General features: G+C 37.4%; 18 protein-coding genes. 10 read left to right on the top strand and 8 right to left on the bottom strand.

The window, feature by feature from the left end; genetic code table 11:
- The first annotated feature begins 104 nt into the window (after window positions 1–104).
- From HMPREF0877_RS05445 to HMPREF0877_RS05430, 4 genes are read left to right on the top strand one after another with little or no spacing between them, the layout of a single operon-like run.
- Window positions 105–434: a PadR family transcriptional regulator gene (locus HMPREF0877_RS05445; RefSeq protein WP_040760660.1), complete on the top strand. Its 330-nt coding sequence runs from the start codon at window positions 105–107 to the stop codon at window positions 432–434.
- Complete coding sequence (locus HMPREF0877_RS05440; RefSeq protein ID WP_002828256.1) at window positions 427–774, top strand: DUF1048 domain-containing protein; 348 nt, start codon at window positions 427–429, stop codon at window positions 772–774. The genes HMPREF0877_RS05445 and HMPREF0877_RS05440 overlap by 8 nt, the downstream gene beginning before the upstream one ends.
- Window positions 771–1,688 carry an ABC transporter ATP-binding protein gene (locus HMPREF0877_RS05435; protein WP_002828255.1) on the top strand — a complete coding sequence of 306 codons (918 nt, stop codon included), beginning with the start codon at window positions 771–773 and terminating at the stop codon, window positions 1,686–1,688. The genes HMPREF0877_RS05440 and HMPREF0877_RS05435 overlap by 4 nt, the downstream gene beginning before the upstream one ends.
- Window positions 1,675–2,454 (top strand): ABC transporter permease, encoded by a 780-nt coding sequence (locus HMPREF0877_RS05430; protein ID WP_002828254.1) that lies wholly within the window; start codon window positions 1,675–1,677, stop codon window positions 2,452–2,454. Before HMPREF0877_RS05435 ends, HMPREF0877_RS05430 begins: the two co-directional genes overlap by 14 nt.
- A gap of 150 nt (window positions 2,455–2,604) precedes the next feature.
- Here HMPREF0877_RS05430 and HMPREF0877_RS05425 read toward each other — a convergent pair whose 3' ends face one another.
- Together HMPREF0877_RS05425 and HMPREF0877_RS05420 are read right to left on the bottom strand one after the other, a co-directional pair.
- Entirely contained in the window at window positions 2,605–3,567 is a 963-nt protein-coding gene (locus tag HMPREF0877_RS05425; RefSeq protein WP_002828253.1) for a 2-hydroxyacid dehydrogenase family protein, read from the bottom strand.
- Window positions 3,568–3,752: 185 nt separating this feature from the next.
- A complete protein-coding gene (locus HMPREF0877_RS05420; RefSeq protein ID WP_002828252.1) occupies window positions 3,753–4,442 on the bottom strand; it encodes a triose-phosphate isomerase in 690 nt (229 codons plus the stop codon).
- Window positions 4,443–4,756: 314 nt separating this feature from the next.
- On the opposite strand from HMPREF0877_RS05420, the gene HMPREF0877_RS05415 reads away from it, so the two are divergent.
- Window positions 4,757–5,353 carry a TVP38/TMEM64 family protein gene (locus HMPREF0877_RS05415; RefSeq protein ID WP_002828251.1) on the top strand — a complete coding sequence of 199 codons (597 nt, stop codon included), beginning with the start codon at window positions 4,757–4,759 and terminating at the stop codon, window positions 5,351–5,353.
- Between the two features lie 68 nt (window positions 5,354–5,421).
- Here HMPREF0877_RS05415 and HMPREF0877_RS05410 read toward each other — a convergent pair whose 3' ends face one another.
- Window positions 5,422–7,020 carry an APC family permease gene (locus HMPREF0877_RS05410; RefSeq protein ID WP_002828250.1) on the bottom strand — a complete coding sequence of 533 codons (1,599 nt, stop codon included), beginning with the start codon at window positions 7,018–7,020 and terminating at the stop codon, window positions 5,422–5,424.
- A 439-nt stretch (window positions 7,021–7,459) separates the two neighbouring features.
- Between HMPREF0877_RS05410 and HMPREF0877_RS10260 the strand changes: the two genes are divergently transcribed.
- From HMPREF0877_RS10260 to HMPREF0877_RS05400, 3 genes are all read left to right on the top strand, one after another.
- A complete protein-coding gene (locus HMPREF0877_RS10260; RefSeq protein WP_002828249.1) occupies window positions 7,460–7,633 on the top strand; it encodes a hypothetical protein in 174 nt (57 codons plus the stop codon).
- A 4-nt stretch (window positions 7,634–7,637) separates the two neighbouring features.
- The gene (locus HMPREF0877_RS05405; RefSeq protein WP_002828248.1) at window positions 7,638–8,735 is read left to right on the top strand and encodes an SLC13 family permease; all 1,098 of its coding nucleotides are present in this window, start codon (window positions 7,638–7,640) and stop codon (window positions 8,733–8,735) included.
- Between the two features lie 135 nt (window positions 8,736–8,870).
- The gene (locus HMPREF0877_RS05400; RefSeq protein WP_002828247.1) at window positions 8,871–9,476 is read left to right on the top strand and encodes a sugar O-acetyltransferase; all 606 of its coding nucleotides are present in this window, start codon (window positions 8,871–8,873) and stop codon (window positions 9,474–9,476) included.
- Between the two features lie 61 nt (window positions 9,477–9,537).
- On the opposite strand, the gene HMPREF0877_RS05395 is transcribed toward HMPREF0877_RS05400, so the two are convergent.
- Entirely contained in the window at window positions 9,538–10,134 is a 597-nt protein-coding gene (locus HMPREF0877_RS05395; RefSeq protein ID WP_002828246.1) for a sugar O-acetyltransferase, read from the bottom strand.
- A 409-nt stretch (window positions 10,135–10,543) separates the two neighbouring features.
- Between HMPREF0877_RS05395 and HMPREF0877_RS05390 the strand changes: the two genes are divergently transcribed.
- Together HMPREF0877_RS05390 and HMPREF0877_RS05385 are read left to right on the top strand one after the other, a co-directional pair.
- Window positions 10,544–11,728, top strand: coding sequence for an aminotransferase class I/II-fold pyridoxal phosphate-dependent enzyme (locus tag HMPREF0877_RS05390; protein ID WP_002828245.1), 1,185 nt, complete (start codon window positions 10,544–10,546; stop codon window positions 11,726–11,728).
- A gap of 2 nt (window positions 11,729–11,730) precedes the next feature.
- The gene (locus tag HMPREF0877_RS05385) at window positions 11,731–12,720 is read left to right on the top strand and encodes a D-2-hydroxyacid dehydrogenase (RefSeq protein WP_002828244.1); all 990 of its coding nucleotides are present in this window, start codon (window positions 11,731–11,733) and stop codon (window positions 12,718–12,720) included.
- Between the two features lie 74 nt (window positions 12,721–12,794).
- On the opposite strand, the gene HMPREF0877_RS05380 is transcribed toward HMPREF0877_RS05385, so the two are convergent.
- The 4 genes from HMPREF0877_RS05380 to HMPREF0877_RS05365 are packed head-to-tail and all read right to left on the bottom strand — an operon-like array spanning window position 12,795 to window position 15,834.
- On the bottom strand, window positions 12,795–13,295 hold the full coding sequence (locus tag HMPREF0877_RS05380; protein WP_002828243.1) for a YbhB/YbcL family Raf kinase inhibitor-like protein: 501 nt from the start codon (window positions 13,293–13,295) through the stop codon (window positions 12,795–12,797).
- Between the two features lie 57 nt (window positions 13,296–13,352).
- Window positions 13,353–13,952, bottom strand: a complete 600-nt coding sequence (locus HMPREF0877_RS05375) for a pentapeptide repeat-containing protein (RefSeq protein ID WP_002828242.1) — start codon at window positions 13,950–13,952, stop codon at window positions 13,353–13,355.
- Entirely contained in the window at window positions 13,949–14,860 is a 912-nt protein-coding gene (gene rarD / locus HMPREF0877_RS05370) for an EamA family transporter RarD (RefSeq protein ID WP_002828241.1), read from the bottom strand. Before rarD ends, HMPREF0877_RS05375 begins: the two co-directional genes overlap by 4 nt.
- Before the next feature lie 14 nt (window positions 14,861–14,874).
- The gene (locus HMPREF0877_RS05365; RefSeq protein ID WP_002828240.1) at window positions 14,875–15,834 is read right to left on the bottom strand and encodes a D-2-hydroxyacid dehydrogenase; all 960 of its coding nucleotides are present in this window, start codon (window positions 15,832–15,834) and stop codon (window positions 14,875–14,877) included.
- Window positions 15,835–15,845 lie beyond the last annotated feature (11 nt).

Here is a 15,845-nt window from a genome sequence, read left to right as displayed (position 1 = left end):
ATTTATTACTATGTACTGGTACCTAGCAATAAATAGTAGCTAAAAATTTACTAATGTTGCTGTGGCATAAGAGCTATAAAACTCATTTTATAGAGGTGAAAAGATTGAAAGGTTTGACTGAATTACTGAAAGGTGCGCTGGAAGGTATAGTACTTCAACGTATAGACCATGGTGAAACGTATGGTTACGAGATTACCACCTATCTGAATAGTTTAGGCTTTGAGGATATTGTTGAGGGAACCGTTTATACAATGCTCTTGCGACTAGAGAAAAAAGGACTACTCAATGTAGATCGTCGTAAGTCTGAGCTTGGGCCACCTCGCAAGTTTTACACACTTAATGCAGCAGGACAGGTTTATTTACAAGAATTTTGGCAAAAATGGACTTTCTTAGTGACCATAATGAATGAATTGAAGGAGCAAAATAATGACTGATATTAAAAATAGTATTCACAATATGCTTGCCGATAAGAAACGATATAAGCAATTTTTGAAGGATACCCAAGCATTACCAGTACCCTACGCGGAGACAGTTAATGCATTAACAAAGTATATTTGGAATTTTGCTGGCAGTGGTGCAGCAATGGAAGTTCTTGAAGAGGTACTACATATTTTTCAAGAAAGTTCAGTTGAAAATGTCTCTGTTCGACAAATTGTTGGTGAAGATCCAGTAGAGTTTGCCGAAAATATTATGGCACAATATCCAGAACAACTGTGGCTGATCAAGTATCGTAATCGATTGCGACAGAAAGTGGCAGAGGCTGAAAAATTATGAAAGCAATCACAGTACGTGGTGTAAGAAAAGACTTTGGGAAATTAGCAGTTCTTAAGGGAATTGATCTTGATGTTGAACAAGGTGAGGTTTTCACCTTGCTGGGTGCCAATGGTGCAGGTAAGAGTACGTTAATAAATATTTTGACAACCTTGTCTCGTCCTAACCATGGTACAGTATCGATTATGGGTTTAGATCCGATACAAGATGGTAATCGTGTTCGTAAGTTGATTAGTTTGAATGCACAAACAGCTACGCTTGATGGTGAATTTTCCGGTATGGAAAATCTCCGTCTAGTTGCTCAACTTCGTGGTGTGAAAGATCGAAAGACCGCAATCACTACCCTTGCTGAACGACTTGATTTAACTAGCTTCTTGAATCGTCAGGTGAAGACTTATTCAGGCGGGATGCGTCGCCGTTTGGACATTGCAATGTCACTAATCGGTAATCCGCAAATTGTTTTTCTAGATGAACCAACTACGGGTGTGGATCCGCAGAATCGACTAGCACTGTGGCAAATGATTCGTGAGATTCGTGATGCAGGGAAAACAGTTTTTTTAACGACACAATATCTAGATGAAGCTGACGCACTTTCTGATCATATAGGTTTTATTCATGATGGGGTAATTGTAAAGTATGGTACACCAAATGAAATTAAGCAACGTGTTATCACAACATACACCGTTCAAGTAAAATCAGGCGAGCAAAAGGTAGCAGAGAACGCATTGGCAATGGCAGGGATTGACTACACCATTGTGGAGCATAATATTTCATTATCTGCAGTTAATGCAAAAAAGGCCCTAGCTGTGTTGCTTGCAACATCAATCACAATTGAACGCTTTGATCGTGATGAATCTGATTTAGAGTCTATCTTTCTCAATGTGATTAATCAGGGAGGTAGTTATGCAAATAATTAAGCAATTGAATGTCCTTACTTGGCGTATTATTAGACAAAATTTAACGAATGTTGATACGATTATTACAGTTATTGCAATGCCAATATTTATGTTGTTATTCTTTGTCTACGTCATGGGAGGCAATATCGTAACTACAGGTAATACTAGTTCACTCACCTACCTTAACTATGCTTTGCCTGGATTCTTACTACTGACGATGGCTATGGGTTCAGCATATACTGCTATGCGCATCAATATGGATAGAACTTCTGGATTTTTAAATCGATTACATTCGCTACCAATTTCACGCTGGGTCATACTTGGCTCACATGTGCTAGCTTCAGTGATATTTATGATGATTGCTGAAATATTGGTATTTTTTGTTGGTGTATTAATGGGGTATCGTCCAAATGCAACAGTTGGTTCGATGCTCATGTTTATTGGATTATCAGTCCTATTTGGTCTCGGAATTACTTTGTTAGCTATCCCGTTCTCACTAAAAGCAGATAACTATGCATCGGCTGGGGGATTTTCATATGTGCTATTGATGCTGTTATTTGTTAGCTCTGCATTAATGCCAACGAAAGGTATGGCAAAGCCAATTCAGTTATTTGCTAATTATCAGCCTATGACACCGGTTGTGAATACTGCTCGTGGTCTGCTTGATCAGACTGTTGCTGTTAGTCAGCATACTGGGTTCGTGGCTACATGTTGGATTGTTGGTGAAATATTTATCTTTGCATTCTTATCATATCGTGTGTACGTTCATATGTTTTTGAAGAGTTAATTTATGCTTTACTAGTTCAAAACTTATTAAGTCATGAAAAAATACGCCATAATTGTTAGGTTATGTGTCTAATAATTATGGCGTATTTTAGTCAGTAGATTGAATTTTTTAATGTGTTCTAAAAAATGAAGTCGAAAAATATTCTAAATCTTAAGGGTTAACGATAAATTTTGCTGATTGGCCATTATCAACTAACACGACGTTTTCAGCGACAATTTTAGCCATCGCATCACGAGCTTCCACGGTGGCATTACCAACGTGTGGTGTTAGGATAACGTTTTGTAGTATTTTAAAGCCATCATCAACTTCAGGTTCTCGTTCGTAGACATCTAGTGCTGCACCGGCAATTTCACCATCTTTAAGCGCTTTTAATAGAGCAGCTTCGTCAATGATTGGACCACGCCCAACGTTAATAATGTTCGCTGTAGACTTCATTGCTTTGAAAGCCGCTTCGTTGAATTGATGATAATTTTCATCGGTTTGCGGTGCATTGATTGAGATAAAATCACTTGTTGCAATTAATTCATCAAATGGCCGGTAAGTAACCTTCATTGAACGTTCTTCCGGATCAGACAAAGGCGTACGCTTATAATATTGCACGTGCATACCTAGCGCATTTGCTTTTCGAGCAACATCACTACCAATGTTACCAAGCCCAACGATTCCTAGTGTCTTACCAGCTATCTCATGTCCTAAGAAGAACAATGGTGCCCAGCCGAGGAATCCATCACGATGCATTTTGTAGTTTCCTTCAACAATGCGATGACTCAATGCAAGCATTAGTCCAATGGTTACTTCAGCAACAGCGTTAGTTGAGACAGCTGGCGTATTTGTGACTGGAATACCTTTTTCTTTGGCATAAGCCGTATCGATGTTATTGAAACCAGCCCCAAAATTAGCGATTAATTTTAATTTGGGTGCGGCATCGATAATTTCACGATCTACTTTGGTTGATAGTGGTGTAATTAAGAAGTCAATATCACGGACGCTCTCAAGCAATGTTTCATGTGAAACTAAACCTTCACCATCGTAAATCGAAACGTCAAATCCATGATCAATTAATGTTTTTGTAGCCAATGCGGGTAATTCTGCTGACAGATATACCTTACTCATGATGTATCTCCTTTTCTTTTTGGTAACGCTTTCATTATCTCGCGAATAAGACTAAAATTCAATTAAGTCATAAGAAATAGAGGTTGTGACAGAAAATGTCCCAACCCCTTCTAATTAAAAATATATTAATTATGAGTGTGTCAGTTTGATAGCATAAACGTGTTGCATTGGGGATTCAAAACAACTTAGCGACTAAGCTTGTTTAGTACATCCAGTACAGGTTGAAAAGCGGCTAGGGTATGGTAACGATCACCAATTAGGACGCCATCATAGCCAATAGCATTTGCGATTGGAGAGCCGGCTTCATCCATGTGACCACCTAGAATTAATTGGTATGAAATTTCTGGATAGTTAGTTTTCATAAACTTTCGAATAGCATCATGAATATCACGGATTTCATCAATAGAGTAGAGTGCACGCCCCATTTCAGTTGAAGCCAGTGATTCATAGGCAATAATAATCGGCTTTGTGATTGGCTCATCTTTTAGTAAAATGCCTAATTCTTCAACAACCATGTCAATGTTGCTATACTGACCGACTGATAGAATCGGTGTGATGTTATTTTCTAAAGCATTTTCAAGACGCTTGCGAACAATCAGCAAACCTTCATTCAATGATTTACGACGTTCCAAATGACCAATAAAGCTCGTTGTTATACCTAATGATTGTAAAACACTGGGCGAAATTTCACCGACCGTGCGTTGTTTAATGGTTAAGTTTTGACTGACAACTTCAAAATTATCATAAGTGTTTGGTACCGGTAGTGTTGGTGCAATCTTTAAGTCAACGTCAACAGTTGCCTGACTGAGATCAGCTAAAAATTGTTTTTGTTGTTCAAAATCAACTAAATTTTTGAAATTTAAAACTGCTAGCATAGGATAATACCTCCATATGGAATGATTGCCTTTATATGCCTTAGTATAACATGCTGTTGATAGGTCATTCACAATAAGGACATTTCGTTTTTTAATGTTAGTTGCACTGCTGGGATACTACGCACAGGAAATGATATAGATTTTTGTAAAATTTTTAGGTAAAATATTTTCTTAAATGATAGGGTGAGAAAAATGTTTGAATGGATATTTATTTTTCAACCATACTATCCGTTAAAGGTTAAATTAACATCATAATTTTAACCTTAGAATAATTTATGAGTCCAAATTAGTTTGGCGGTAGTCTTGGGGATGACATGAAGATACGCTACATACGGTTATTAATAAAAATATTATCAGTTATTATGCTTGTACTACTCGGTTGGTTAGTCGTCCATTTGTATCGAATTGGCGTCTTTAATGATACGGATTCATTGATTAAGCTACTGAAGAAATACGGCATTTGGGCACCAATTTTGTTTGTTTTTGTCCAAATTGTGCAGGTGGTTATTCCAATACTACCAGGAGGAGTCTCATTAGCAGCTGGTGTTGTGATGTTCGGCCCTTGGCTAGGATTTTTGTATAATTACATTGGCATTGTATTAGGATCCATGATCCTATTCTGGCTGGGACGTCGTTATGGTAGACGTGTCATTGATATCTTTGTCAGCGAGGATACACTGAATAAGTATATGGATCGTTTAGACTCTAAAGGTTGGTATTGGACCTTTGCTTTGTTAATTTTCTCACCAGTTGCACCAGATGATGCATTGGTACTATTAACAAGTTTGACAAAGATGACGTGGCATGAATTTACGATAATTATATTGGCTGGTAAACCATTATCAATTTTCATTTATAGTTTGGGGATGTTATACGGTGCAAACTGGTTGTTAAGAATGTTTGGACATTAAAAAAACGAAAGTTCCATGTGGAACTTTCGTTTTTTCTGTAACAATAGAGATTATCTACCCTATATTTTTTATTCTCTAACAGAATCATTTAGTTTTTTAGCTTGATAATAATCAGGGAAAATCTGAGCACTTTTGACACCCCAGTAATAGAAGATTAATGAGATAACAATAATAACGACGAAATCCCATGGATAACTGATCCAACCTGCACCATTAAATTCATGACTACCGGCAAATGAAATCAATGAAATGAAGATAAGGTAGACGATCAACCAAAGGGCCGATTTGAAAGCCTTCCATGTATCATTGTTTTTAGCCTTGTATTCATAGTAGAAATATATCGGCAAACCTAGCAAAATTACCAAGATAACTTCAATCGTAGTTGGCCACATTGACCAATAAATTGCTAATGATGCTAGCACAAAAGCGACAGGTGCCATGAATGATAGCATCTTTAATTTTACAGGACGCTTAAAGTTAGGTGCGGTATGCCGGAAAGCGACTGCAGTCACCGGACCTGTTAAATAGGCAATCAAAGTAGAAGCACAGATAACAGTTGCTAAGGTTGACCATGATCGGAATACCGAAACCATAATCATACTGATAATTAGATTTGTTAACATCGCAGCGCGAGGCATATAGAACTTAGAACTTAGTTTCCCTAAGAACTTTGGCATATGTTTATTACTTTCCATGGCGAAAAGTACACGTCCAGTCGAGGCTGCAAATGACACACCTGTTCCAACAGGTGAGATAAAGGCGTCAAGGTAAAGTAAGACAGATAACCAATGAATACCGAGCAATATTGCTAAATCGGCAAATGGTGACCTGAAGTTGATACCGTGCCAACCGTGTTGTGCTATGGTTGATGGCTCAATTGCCATAATGTAGGCACTTTGAATCAAAATATAGATAATACCACTAATTAGTAGTGATAAGAAAATACCACGACTAATATTTTTCTTGGTATTTTTAATTTCGCTTCCCATATTGATTACTGTTTGGAAGGCATTAAATGAAAAGATAATACCTGCTGTTGCCGTTGCTGAGAAGATTGGTGCAGAACCATACGGCATAAATTCATGTAATGAATGACCATAGTTACCAGGATGGAAACTTGATAATGTTAACATGATAACGGTAATTGTTGGCACACCAATTTTGAAAAGAGAAATAAAATTCGTAAAGCGTGTTAGCAAGGTAACTGACCAGAAATTGATGAGGGTAAAGACTAGCATAAATCCAAATACCAGTAGTAACCCTGGTGTCGTAATCGTACCATTGCTAAAAAATTGTTGGGTCCAATTTGCCCATGCCCACGGCCATGAGCTCATGTATTGCACTGCGGCAACGGCTTCAATCGGAATCAAAGTGATTAATGATACCCAATTGGACCAAGATGCAATAAAGCCTAATAGAGGCCCATGCGAATATTGTGCGTAACGACTCATGCCTCCAGCTTCTGGAAACATGGCCCCCAATTCAATGTAATTGTAGGCAATTGCGGCGATAACAAGACCACCGATTACCCATGAAATAATTGCAGCGGGCCCCGCTACACGGGTGGCCTCCCAAGACCCGAATAACCAACCTGAACCGATTAATGATCCTAGTGTTAGCATGATGAGCTGGAATAAGCCAATTTTTGTTGTTTTGTCGGACTTCATAGTTCCTCCTTTTGACAATAGCAACTATTGTAACAAACTTATGGGATAATACCAAATCAAAGCGGTTTTCCTGTGATAAAACGAATTTATTGGATATAATAAGTATGCTTTTTGATTTTAAAACAACTGAAAGCGCTTATATTTCAAGCAAGTGATGCTTGTAACGAATTGTTGATTATTATAGATAAACAGTAATTTTATTGTAAAGATTATTACAGATGAAACGCTAACTTAAAGTCTGTTTATTAGACATTTGTTCGTTATATAACGAATTATGCGAAAGATATTACAAATTCATATCCGTTTTTAAATTAAAAAGTGAAAAAATAAGCATTTTTAGCAGGTATTATGTTACAGGAGTTTTGTTGCGTATTGTCCGAGTTTTTTCGATAATATACTTGCATCTTTATTATTTTGCGAATCAACTAAGGAGATAGGTATGATTTTTAAAAGGCATCATGATAATACCGAAGTGACAACTGCTAAGCTTGCTGTTTTATTGATTCCGGCAATGACGATATCGGCAGGGATTACTTCTTTAATGGCAGCTAAATCGTATGAAATTATTCGACTAGCGAATGCCCGTGGTAAAGCGATCGAGGAAGAGAAATAAGCACATGGTTAATCGTATTTTTACGTACTTAAAGAGCGACGTAATGTTTACTGTTAGCATGGTGCTAGCGGTCGTTACGTCCTTTTTTGTGGTACCAGATTTAGGTGCTGTTAACTGGCACACTATTTTTAGTTTAATGACAATGATGATTTGGGTTAGCTTGCTAGAGAACGCAGGTGTTTTACATGCCGTATCAGTCTGGTTAGTTAGTCGAAGCCATCATGCGCGGGCGTTAATGACCAGTGTGACCTTGTTGTCATTCTTTGGTGCAATGTTGTTATCCAATGATATTGCTATCTTAACGTTAATGCCGATTTATTTACGATTAGCATCAGGACTATCAACGCAATTAAAAATTATTGGCTCAACCTTGATTATTATGGCTGCTAATTCTGGCGCTATTTTATTTCCATTTGGTAAGTCACAAAACCTATACTTATTTGGTCACTACGGGGTGAGTGTTGGTGAGTTCTTCACTTGGTCTGCCTCATTGACCGTGGTATCACTGATTTTGATGATTATCATTACGCGTTTTATTAAAATGGAGCCACTGGCAATTGATTTAAAACCAGCTGAACATGTTGAAAATCGCCAATTAGTTTTCTTGATTTGTACAGGTGTTGTTTTGATTGCAACAATTTTTGGCTGGTTGCCATTTAATGTTGTGGTACCACTTATCTTGATCGTCTTCTTTATCTATAATCGCAAAATATTTAAAATGGTTGATTATGGTTTATTAGCAACATTCTTGTTCTTCTTTGTTGCAACAAATAATTTAGCCAATATACATATGGTACAGACGCTTGTTAGCTCACTATTTGATACACCAGCACATGTGCTGTTCGGTAGTTTTGCTCTAAGTCAAATTATCTCCAACGTACCGTCAACAATTTTAATTTCAACATTTACGGATCATGCCCATGAATTATTCCTAGGTACTAATATTGGTGGGCTAGGAACGATGATTGCCTCGATGGCAAATTTGATTGGGTTCCGTGTGTATCGTCAAATTGAACCAGATTCATCATCAACATTTTTGAAATTGTTCATGGTGTTAAATTTCGTTATGGCAGCTGTCTTGTTGGTTTCATTTGGTTTGTAATTCATGAAATTTTAGTAAAATAAAGTTGGAACAAAAAATGTTCCAACTTTTTTTGCTAAAAAAGGTATTAAATAATCATTAAAACACTTATAATGAAATGGAGATTTTAGCTTTTATCGTGAGTCGGAGAAGAATATGCCTAAAAAACTAGACGAACCAGATATTGAAGCTTTAGCAAAGAAACCTATATTTGAGAAGGTTGCGGATGGAGATTGGTATCAGTATGGGAAGGAACCCCAATTACAAGCTATTGTTAAATCAAGTACGCAAGCGATTCAAAAATTGAATAAAATTGCGATAGATGATTTTGATAAGGCACTAAAACAATTACATGAATTAGTACCGCATATGGCTGATGATGTGGAAGTTTATTTTCCAATTACTAATATTGAGTACCCTGACAATTTATTTATTGACCAAGGAACATTTATTAATTTGAATTTCACTATTTTGAGTGCTGGTAAAATTACCATTGGTAAAAACTGCTTCTTAGGACCTAATACGCAGTTGTACACACCAAATCATCATCCAAATAACAAGGAATTACGTCGTGAAGGTTGGCAATATGATTTGCCAATTACGATTGGTGATGACTGCTGGTTTGGTGGATCAGTGATTGTTTTGCCAGGAGTTACAATTGGTGACAATGTCGTTGTTGGAGCTGGCAGTGTGGTTACCCACGATATACCAAGTAATACCGTTGTTGCTGGAAATCCGGCACATATTATTCGCCACGTATAAATAAAAAAGCTGAGAAGTATTGATAATCTGGTAAGAACCAGTATCTACTTCTCAGTTTTTTTTATATAAAATCTTGACCGTTGAAGCCAGTTTTGTCTGCTTCAGTAATTTCTCGTAATACATGGCAAGGGTTACCAACTGCGATAACGTTGCTTGGAATATCATGAGTTACAACGCTCCCTGCACCAATGATAACGTCGTCCCCAATTGTGACACCAGGTAACACAGTTACGTTAGCTGCTAACCAACACCGATTACCAATCGAAATTGGTTTGGCGATGCAACCACCAAGTTCGCGTTCACGGGCATCAAATGAATGATTGCTGGTATAGAGTCCAACTTTAGGACCGAATAAGACACGATCACCAATAGTAACTTTAGCGCCATCTAGAATGACGGTATCATAATTTGCATAAAAGTAATCACCAACGTGAATATTGCGACCAAATTCACAACGAAAATTTGGATTCAGATCTGGTGCAATACCCGCACTACCAAATAGATTGCGAATGAGCACCTCTTTCTTTGCCATATCTTGCTCATTATTGATGGCGGTTGTTAACTTTGTTGATTCTTTTCTGGCAGACACTAATATTGGATCTAAATCATTATAAGTTTGACCCGTAGCCATATAGGCAAATTTTTCATCTAAGTTCATTTATTTTCCCCCCAAGTCATTAATATCAGGATATCATAAAAAAGAAAATCGTTTGCAAGGGTTGACACAAGCCGAAACATTAGAGTATGGTTAGAATATTATTAAATCCGAGAGCTGATATTTATGAAATTACGTCGTGCGTCACAATTGAATAGTTGGAACTATAACTTTCGTTTCTATTAGATAGTGTTTGCATCTTGTTATTAGCAGGTGCAGACATGTCACACATGTTTGTACCTGTGGGAAATGAAAGCTATTTGGCTTGAGTTAAAAGACCCTGCAGGTTCGAAAATAATCTGCAAGGGGTAATAAAAGGTTATAAAACCCTCTAGATTGTTTTCAATCGAGAGGGTCTTTTTTCGTAGAAATAATATTGTTCGTTTTTAAGCATTAAAGGAGTGAATTAGTTATGGAAATAACAAAATATTTAAATAAACAGTTAGTCAATGTGCAACCATCAAATATCTTAGCTTTTGCAAATTTTGCTGCTGATATTCCAAATATTGTGAATTTTACATTAGGTGAACCGGATTTCGACACACCGAAGCATGTGCAACAGGCAGCCATTCGTAGTATTCAAGCAAATCATTCACATTATGCGCCATCAAATGGGACGCAGGAGCTACGTCAAAATGCGAGTGATTTTTTAGCGGCCAAGTATGGTCAACACTATGCACCTGAAGAAATAATTGTTACTGAAGGTGCAACTGAAGCGATTTATACAGCGATTGTGTCTGTGTTGAATCCTGGTGATAAAGTGATTATTCCAACACCAACATTCCCATTGTACATTGCCGATGTCACAGTGGCTGGTGGCCAGCCTATTTTGGTGGACACTTCAGCAACAGATTTTAAACTAACCCCAGAATTATTAGCAGATACAATTGCTCATGAAGGACCAGCGGTCAAAATGGTTGTGTTGAATTATCCAAGTAATCCAACAGGTATCACTTATTCGCAGGCAGAATTGGATGCATTGGCTGATATTTTAAGGGATAAACCAATATTTGCATTGTGTGATGAAATTTACAGTGAATTAAATTATGACCAGCCACATGCATCATTGACGAAAACATTACGAGAACAAACAATTTTGATTACCGGTGTTTCAAAGTCTCATGCGATGACAGGTTGGCGAATTGGGTTATTATGTGCACCAAAAGTACTTACTGATGAATTAAGTAAGATCCACCAATTTACAATTACGAGTACTGCAACAGTTATGCAAGATGCTGCGGCGGAAGCTTTAGGAAATGGTCAAGATGATGCATTACCAATGAAGACAGAGTATCAGAAAAGGCGAGATGTCATTTTAGAAACTTTGAATGAGTTAGGTTTTCAAACAGCCAAACCAAGTGGTGCATTCTATATTTATACGAAAATTGCTCCTGATTTAGAACAAGATGATGAAAAATTTGCTTATGATTTGGCTAAAACGGGACTTGTGGCTGCAGTACCAGGTTCATATTTTGGTCCAGGAGGTGCGCACTACTTACGACTTAGCTATGCAACTAGTATGGCTGAGATTACAAGGGGGATGACCCAATTACGACAATATGTTGTTGATCAAAGGAATGAAAGTGAGAGGATTTAAAAATGAAAATTTTATTATTGAGTGTTCGGCCAGATGAACGTGCGGCAATCGAGAAGTGGGGTAATCGTCATCCAGATGTGGCGTTAACCATTGCAGAATGGGAATTACATTCAGAGACCGTGGATCAGGTGGCTGGTTTTGACGGGTTAGTTATTCAGCAACGAACTCAGATTGAATCGGACGTCTACCCACGCTTGCACGAATTGGGCATCAAACAACTGACAACGCGAACAGCTGGGTATGATGTGATTGATTTAAAAGCTGCAGCTGAAAATGATTTGATTGTCAGCAATGTACCAGCATATTCACCTCGATCAGTAGCCGAATTAGCACTAACACACACATTACGTTTAATTAGAAAGCAAGAATTAGTTGACCAACGTGTTCGTGAACAAGATTTTCGTTGGGCTGGATTACAAGGAAGTGAAATTCACTCATTAACAATTGGCATTATTGGTGCCGGAAGGATAGGCGGTACAGCAGCACGCCTATTTCATGCCTTGGATGCAAAAGTTATCGCATATGACATTAAACCTAATCATGAATTGGATGATGTACTCACTTTCTTGTCGTTTGAAGAAGTTCTTCAACAAGCAGATGTCATCTGTTTGCATGTTGATTTAAATGACACATCACGAGGTTTGATTGATGAAGCTGCATTAGCTTTAATGAAACCAACCGCATATTTAATCAATGAATGTCGTGGACCAGTGGTGGATACAAGTGCTTTGTTAGCGGCATTGGCAGAGAAAAGGCTAGCTGGTGCAGCATTGGATACGATGGTTGGTGAAGAAACGTTCTTCAATTTTGATTTACGAGGTCAAGAGCTCCCTAACCAAGATTTAATTCAATTACGTCAGTACGATAATGTTATTATCACACCACATGTTGGTTTCTATACTAATATTGCTGTTCAAAACATGGTGGACATTAGCTTAGATGATACAGTAGCTATTTTGTCTGGTAAGTCAAGTGAACATACAGTTAGTTAAGGAAAAAGTAGGTCATTTCAAATGAAGTGACCTACTTTTTATGGTTATAAAAATGCATTGTTCCACATGAAACATTATTTGCTACGAGCTGGTAAATCTAATGAGGCAGTATCTAATACATGTCCTTTAACTGCACGACGGAAATCATTAAGGAAGTAGCCAGCTTTTAAGTCTAACGTCGTATCTAAGGCGAAAACTTTTAGTGTATAGTCATGAGTTTTATCTGGTGGCATTGGACCAGTATAGCTTTGCGTAAGTGCTGGATTGTCCAGACGATATTGTGCATACTGTGAGTTGGTACCGGGCACATACGAAATATTAGCATGTGAAAGGTCTTCAGGTATATCACCAACTGGTAGATTAGCTGCTAACCAATGAATCCAGACAAAACCAGCAACCGGCACTGAATCGTAATCGATAAAGACGACAGACAAGGATTCGGTACCAGTAGGGACATCACTGACCTTAATCGGAAAATTTACAACTGGTGTGTCTTCAAGACGATATTGATCTGGTGCAAATTTTGCGTACTTATCAGGAATAAAATTGTTATCTAAGGCAACGTCAATTTTCATAATAAACCCTCCAGTTTTGAGTATTAGTTTTAATCTAGCATACTGACCTTACAATCACTAAAAATCTTCATCATTAATTTTAACACCAAGCAGACTGATAAATGCAATGGCTTGTACCGGACTGATTATGCAACCACGAACTTGATCAATTGTTACATTTAATGTTTCAAAAAAACTTTTAGAGATATCCACGCCAACTAAATCAGTATCTAAGAAGTCAGCTTTATCGAGTTCACATTGGGTAAATTTCAATCCCTTTTTAATTTGCATGTTTTGAAAGTAGGCGCTAACCAGACTACTTTTTTCAAATTGACTGGTTTCTATTTTGGATCCAGATAGATTGAGATAGTCTGCCTTTGAATCAATAATGATCGTGTTTTTCCAGTGATTATTTGAAAAATCCGTCCCCATTAGTTGGCATTTGTTAAAAATGGTACGGTAAAAAACGCTGGATGAGAAATCATTGTTAAGAAAATGACAGCTTTCAATCTGACAGTCAAGCCATTCGCTATCTGAAAAATCTGTTTGCTGAAACTCGCAGTTTTTAAATTTTACTGAATCCACATGAATTCTTTCCGAAGAATATAGAAATAAACAATCCTCGTAAATTTCACCAGGAACTACTTCGTCTAAGGAGAGTTGTTGCTTGGTAATCATATATTTCTTCCTCTCGATTTATTTTGAATTTGGCGTGTTTGGCGCGCACTTTGTATACTGCCATAGACGAACACTGCAATACCAATCCAAATTAAAATGAAAACAATGGCTTTATGCCAAGTAAATGCTTCATTGAGAACAAATATGGCCATTAGTAATTGCATGGTTGGATTCAAATATTGAATGAAACTGAGTGTAATGAAGTCAATGTTCTTAGCAGCGACGGCAAACAGTAGTAAGGGGATGATTGTCACTAATCCACTGAGAATAATGAGTACTGTAACATGTGGGTTACCTTGTAGCATATTATAAGGTGTTAGTAGTAGATAAATGATAGCAATTGGAAAAACGAAAAGGGTTTCTAAAGTTAATGAGATAAGGGCTGGTAGTGGTACTTTCTTTTTAATTAAACTATACAAACAGAACGTACCAGCCATTAATAATGTGTTTAGAGGTAATGAACCTGTTTGAAATGTCAGGATTGCAACGCCAATAACAACAAAGGTCAATGCAACAATTCTCGTTTTTGATAGATGTTCATGTAGGAATAGGACGGCAACAACTACGTTCATGAGCGGCATGATGTAATATCCGAGACTTGCTTCAGTAGCTGCTTGATGAGTCACCATGTAAATGTAGATAAACCAGTTAGCTGAAATTAGAAATGAAGCGAGAATAAGCCATTTTAATTTATGAGTGTGGGCTAATTGCTTAATTGTGTTAAATAGCAGGGGCCAGTCTCGCCGAATTGTCAGAATAATGGCGATTGTTAACATTGACCAGAGAATTCGGTAGGATAAAATGTCCATTGCAGGTACAGTATGCATAAGTTCCCAAAAAACACCTAATACACCCCAGAATATATATGCTAATAAGCCAGATTGAACGCCTAATTTTTTATTTTCCATAGATGACTCCCTTTTTAGACGACATTGACGGGTTTACCAGAAAGGTAGCTCTTTAAGTTATTAATTGTAATATCTAGCAATCTTGCTCGAGTTTCCAAGGGAGCCCAAGCAATGTGAGGTGTGATGATACAATTTTGAGCAGTTAATAAGGGATTATCTACTTTAATCGGTTCCTTTTGTACAACATCGGTTGCTAATGCATAAACACGCTGATGATTTAAGGCATCTGCCATATCCACTTCGTTGATCAACTTTCCTCTGGCTGTATTTAATATGATGACATGACGCTTCATTTTAGAAATTGTTGATTTATTGATTATGTTGATTGTGTCAGGTGTTTGTATCACATGCAGACTAATAACATCTGATTGTGCTAATAGTTCATCTAAAGAGACTTGTGTTGCCCATTCTTCAGCATTGGGTTTTGGATGATGATTATAGAAAATGACGTTCATTGCAAATGCGTGGGCAATTTTGGCAACCTTTTGTGCAATATGTCCGTAACCAATCAATCCCAATGTTTTGCCTTGTAATTCAAATAAGGGTTTGTCCCAAAATGTAAAATCTGGAACTTGTGACCATTTATTTTCGTGAACTAGTTGATTGTGGCGTCCAACCTGTCCGGTAACTTCCAGTAGTAGTGAGAAGGTAAATTGTGCAACCGCCTCACTTGCATAAGTGGGGATGTTAGTTACAGTAATCTGATGTTTATGGGCACTATCAATGTCAACAACATCATAACCAGTCCCCATAATGCCAATATATTTAAGATTGGATGCATGACTGATGATGTCATCATCTAGTGGTGTTTTGTGAGTGATTACGATTTCAGCATTATCAATTCGATGCAAAATTTCGGATTTATCATCAACATTCGTTCGATCATAGAAGGTACAGTCACCTAATTGATTGAGTTGAGGCCAATCTAAATCGTTGTTTAATGCATACCCGTCTAAAAGAACAATTTTTGTCATGATAGCTACTT

Origin of the sequence: Weissella paramesenteroides ATCC 33313 (assembly GCF_000160575.1) — a bacterium.
Classification (GTDB): Bacteria; Bacillota; Bacilli; order Lactobacillales; family Lactobacillaceae; genus Weissella; species Weissella paramesenteroides.
Note: the sequence above shows the minus strand (reverse complement) of the source record. Positions and strands in the feature narration are given on the sequence as shown.

Bases quoted from the DNA above. Each gene is read 5' to 3' on its own strand.
- HMPREF0877_RS05415 (WP_002828251.1), top strand. From the start codon at position 4,757: ATGAAGATACGCTACATACGGTTATTAATAAAAATATTATCAGTTATT.
- HMPREF0877_RS05395 (WP_002828246.1), bottom strand. From the start codon at position 10,134: ATGAACTTAGATGAAAAATTTGCCTATATGGCTACGGGTCAAACTTAT.
- HMPREF0877_RS05365 (WP_002828240.1), bottom strand. From the start codon at position 15,834: ATGACAAAAATTGTTCTTTTAGACGGGTATGCATTAAACAACGATTTA.
- HMPREF0877_RS05435 (WP_002828255.1), top strand. From the start codon at position 771: ATGAAAGCAATCACAGTACGTGGTGTAAGAAAAGACTTTGGGAAATTA.
- HMPREF0877_RS05410 (WP_002828250.1), bottom strand. From the start codon at position 7,020: ATGAAGTCCGACAAAACAACAAAAATTGGCTTATTCCAGCTCATCATG.
- HMPREF0877_RS05425 (WP_002828253.1), bottom strand. From the start codon at position 3,567: ATGAGTAAGGTATATCTGTCAGCAGAATTACCCGCATTGGCTACAAAA.
- HMPREF0877_RS05420 (WP_002828252.1), bottom strand. From the start codon at position 4,442: ATGCTAGCAGTTTTAAATTTCAAAAATTTAGTTGATTTTGAACAACAA.
- HMPREF0877_RS05440 (WP_002828256.1), top strand. From the start codon at position 427: ATGACTGATATTAAAAATAGTATTCACAATATGCTTGCCGATAAGAAA.
- HMPREF0877_RS05405 (WP_002828248.1), top strand. From the start codon at position 7,638: ATGGTTAATCGTATTTTTACGTACTTAAAGAGCGACGTAATGTTTACT.
- HMPREF0877_RS05380 (WP_002828243.1), bottom strand. From the start codon at position 13,295: ATGAAAATTGACGTTGCCTTAGATAACAATTTTATTCCTGATAAGTAC.
- HMPREF0877_RS05390 (WP_002828245.1), top strand. From the start codon at position 10,544: ATGGAAATAACAAAATATTTAAATAAACAGTTAGTCAATGTGCAACCA.
- HMPREF0877_RS05430 (WP_002828254.1), top strand. From the start codon at position 1,675: ATGCAAATAATTAAGCAATTGAATGTCCTTACTTGGCGTATTATTAGA.
- HMPREF0877_RS05375 (WP_002828242.1), bottom strand. From the start codon at position 13,952: ATGATTACCAAGCAACAACTCTCCTTAGACGAAGTAGTTCCTGGTGAA.
- HMPREF0877_RS10260 (WP_002828249.1), top strand. From the start codon at position 7,460: ATGATTTTTAAAAGGCATCATGATAATACCGAAGTGACAACTGCTAAG.
- rarD (WP_002828241.1), bottom strand. From the start codon at position 14,860: ATGGAAAATAAAAAATTAGGCGTTCAATCTGGCTTATTAGCATATATA.
- HMPREF0877_RS05400 (WP_002828247.1), top strand. From the start codon at position 8,871: ATGCCTAAAAAACTAGACGAACCAGATATTGAAGCTTTAGCAAAGAAA.
- HMPREF0877_RS05385 (WP_002828244.1), top strand. From the start codon at position 11,731: ATGAAAATTTTATTATTGAGTGTTCGGCCAGATGAACGTGCGGCAATC.